Raw genomic sequence first — 2,911 nt, 5'->3', positions numbered from 1 at the left:
ATATGGATAAATTCATTTTTAATACCGAAAAGATTAGTTAAAAAACTAGTCTTTTTTTTGTTTTTAGTAAAAAGAGGTTTTAAAAATGAATAATTTTAGATACATCGAACCGCTCCCCATTCCATTAACAACAATTTAATTTTAATTATTAAATAAGTTATTTTTTTATTACTTAAATTAAACTCCATTTTTCAATTAGTTATTATTTATCAAAAAGTAAATAAAGAAAGAAGTTTTAAAAAAAGAGATTAAATTTAAGACTTAAAAAAGAATTAATCGATAAGAGAACACTAATCATATTGTTCTTCTCAAAAAAAAGCAATAAAGATTCAATTTTAAAAAAATAAAGAATTATTTGTTAATTAACAATAACATAATAATTTAAAAAAGAATTACTAAACATTTATTTTAGATTTCGATACAACGATGATTATATAACAAATTATCAAATCAGAAATATAATAAGAGAAAGAATTAATCATTTATCAATCAAATTTAAATTAATTCAGAAATTAAGATAAAAATACAAAACAAGAATTAGTCATTAAAAATGAATTAAAAAAACATTTACATTTTTTTTAAAAAACTGTTATTTTTTATAAATTATATTATTTGTTTAAAAAAAAATTGACATTTTATTGAATTACTAATATAATAGTAATTAATAATCATATATATATTTAATGAAAAAAATATATATTTAGATTAAAAAATAAAAGTAAAAAAACATTTATATAGGTATTTATTTCTCATAGACATTTTTATTAATTTTAAAATATGGAGGTTTTATGTTTTTAAAAATTTTTTTAAATTTTAAAGTTAAATTATTATTTTTTTATCCCCTTTATCTTATTTTTCATATCTAATAATACAGTTTTTCGTTTATAAAGATAATGAAATTTATGAAAGAACAATTAGAGGAACTGAGATTATTCATGTTCTTTTAGATAAAAACGCTGACAATAATGATGTTTTAAATTATATTAAAAATAATTTTAATTCTTCTTTGATAATAATGTTTCTAAAACTCCTTCTTATAATAAAGAAAGAAATAGTAGTCTTCATTGGTTTATTAAAGACAATGATGATGATTTATTGGCTGTTTATTTTGATGGTGGTTCTCGTAATGGAAGAGATGAGAATTATGATTTTATCGATTTAAGATGGTTAGGCAACGGTTCTCCTCATATGTATTGTTTTTGGAAAACACCAGAAGTTGATCTTTTACAACATAATGATATTATTAAAACTTCAACATTTTAAAAATACCAATCTTTCTTTCGATCAAAAAATAATTAAAAAAATAATAGAAAATAACGAAAAAAGTATCTTGTAAAGCTATTAAGAGTTTGAGTGTTGGTAATTTTTAATTAATGGTATTTCAGGAGTCGCTAGTGAAAAATTAGTTAATTATGTAGGTGATATTTAGAAAAAAATCCTGATGATTTAGAAACAGCAAGTAAAGCTATTGGCGGTGTTGAAGATTTTATTATGGGATGTGTAGATGTTGTTGATGACATTCCAGTAGTTAGAAATTTAGAGCAAGTAATTTTAGAAGGTTGGAAAACTTATAGTAAAACTATTAGTTATCGAGTTAATATTTTTAATTCAGTTAGCAAATCTGTATCTCTCCAAGATTATAAGATTGAAAACTCTATTATATTTAGTAGAAAATGTAGAGGAAAGTGTAATAGGCGTCGCTGAATAAACTGTTAAAGCCACACCGTTAATACAACTAAAGATATTTTTTACTGAACTTACGATACTTTCGTCAAATTAGTAAAATTTTGGTAATTGAATAAAAAAAAGTAAAAAATGAAAAAAATAAAATTATTTAAATTAATAGTTTTTTTATAGTTTTAATCTTAGATATTATTGTTATTTTTTTAATAAAAGATCCAGAAAACAAACAACTATTTGTAAATGATAATATATTTGGTTTTAGTTTAGGTATTATTATATATGGTATTCCTTTCTTTTTTATTATGGGTATATTTACAAATGTTTATTTTAAAATTACTAAAGGTCCAGAGTTTATATATAAAGATCCTAGCAAAGAAAAAAACTCGAAAATATTTAATTTTCAGAATCTACTGTGATGGTTTCTTCCATGTACGCCAGAGAAATAATACACCACCTCATAATCCTTACAGAACTATATCTTTTTTATTAGCTATTATATTGTTAATTGTGTCAATAATTACTAAATTTCAATATATTTGGTTATTCAAAAGTTTTATGGTTGTTTTACTTATATTTTATTTTTATTGTACAATTATTTTTTTTGCAAATTGGTGGGTTATTTATGTTAAATTTTTTAAATGGTTAGGTTTCTCTTGATTTGAAAAAGATTTTAATAAAACAATAGCTAAAAATAATTACTTTCTTATAAGTGAACAGTATTATGAAAAACAAAACAACAAACAAAATTAAATTATATAATACTTTGATTTATATTTATATTTATTTTGATTCTATTTTGATGGTTACCAAAAAGACTAAAAGACTAGTTAAAAAAACTAGTCTTTTTTTGTTTTTAGCAAAAAGAGAAAATAAATCGGTCATACCATGTCGTTAAACTTTTAAATTAAGAATAATTTTATTTTTTTTTATTTTAATAAAAAAAGAAAGGAGAAAATTTTTGAAATAGATAAAAATAAAAAAAATACAAAAACAAGAATTAGTCATTAAAAATGAATTAAAAAAACATTTATAATTTTGTATAATACGGCGATAGTAAGCCTTATGCTTGGAAACTTGCTACTCGTTGGGTATTAGTCAAAAACTAACCTATAACAAAAGATTTATATCTTAAATTTAGTTGATTGATAGTCATATTTACAACTTAAAAACAGCTGATTCCGTTCTATAATTTTAAAATGAAAAGTTGTATTAAAACGAAACAGTGCAA

Annotated in this window: 2 protein-coding genes; both read left to right on the top strand. The window is 20.7% G+C overall.

Going from position 1 to position 2,911, the window contains the following annotated elements; translation table 11 throughout:
* The first annotated feature begins 1,095 nt into the window (after positions 1-1,095).
* Positions 1,096-1,263, top strand: a complete 168-nt coding sequence (locus KTO59_RS03895; protein ID WP_284928737.1) for a hypothetical protein — start codon at positions 1,096-1,098, stop codon at positions 1,261-1,263.
* 1,141 nt (positions 1,264-2,404) lie between these two features.
* Positions 2,405-2,578: a hypothetical protein gene (locus KTO59_RS03890; RefSeq protein ID WP_284928736.1), complete on the top strand. Its 174-nt coding sequence runs from the start codon at positions 2,405-2,407 to the stop codon at positions 2,576-2,578.
* Positions 2,579-2,911 lie beyond the last annotated feature (333 nt).

The sequence above is a fragment of the Candidatus Phytoplasma sp. AldY-WA1 genome, from assembly GCF_020312115.2.
Lineage (GTDB): Bacteria > Bacillota_I > Bacilli_A > Acholeplasmatales > Acholeplasmataceae > Phytoplasma > Phytoplasma vitis.
Note: the sequence above shows the minus strand (reverse complement) of the source record. Positions and strands in the feature narration are given on the sequence as shown.

Bases quoted from the DNA above. Each gene is read 5' to 3' on its own strand.
- KTO59_RS03890 (WP_284928736.1), top strand. From the start codon at position 2,405: ATGAAAAACAAAACAACAAACAAAATTAAATTATATAATACTTTGATT.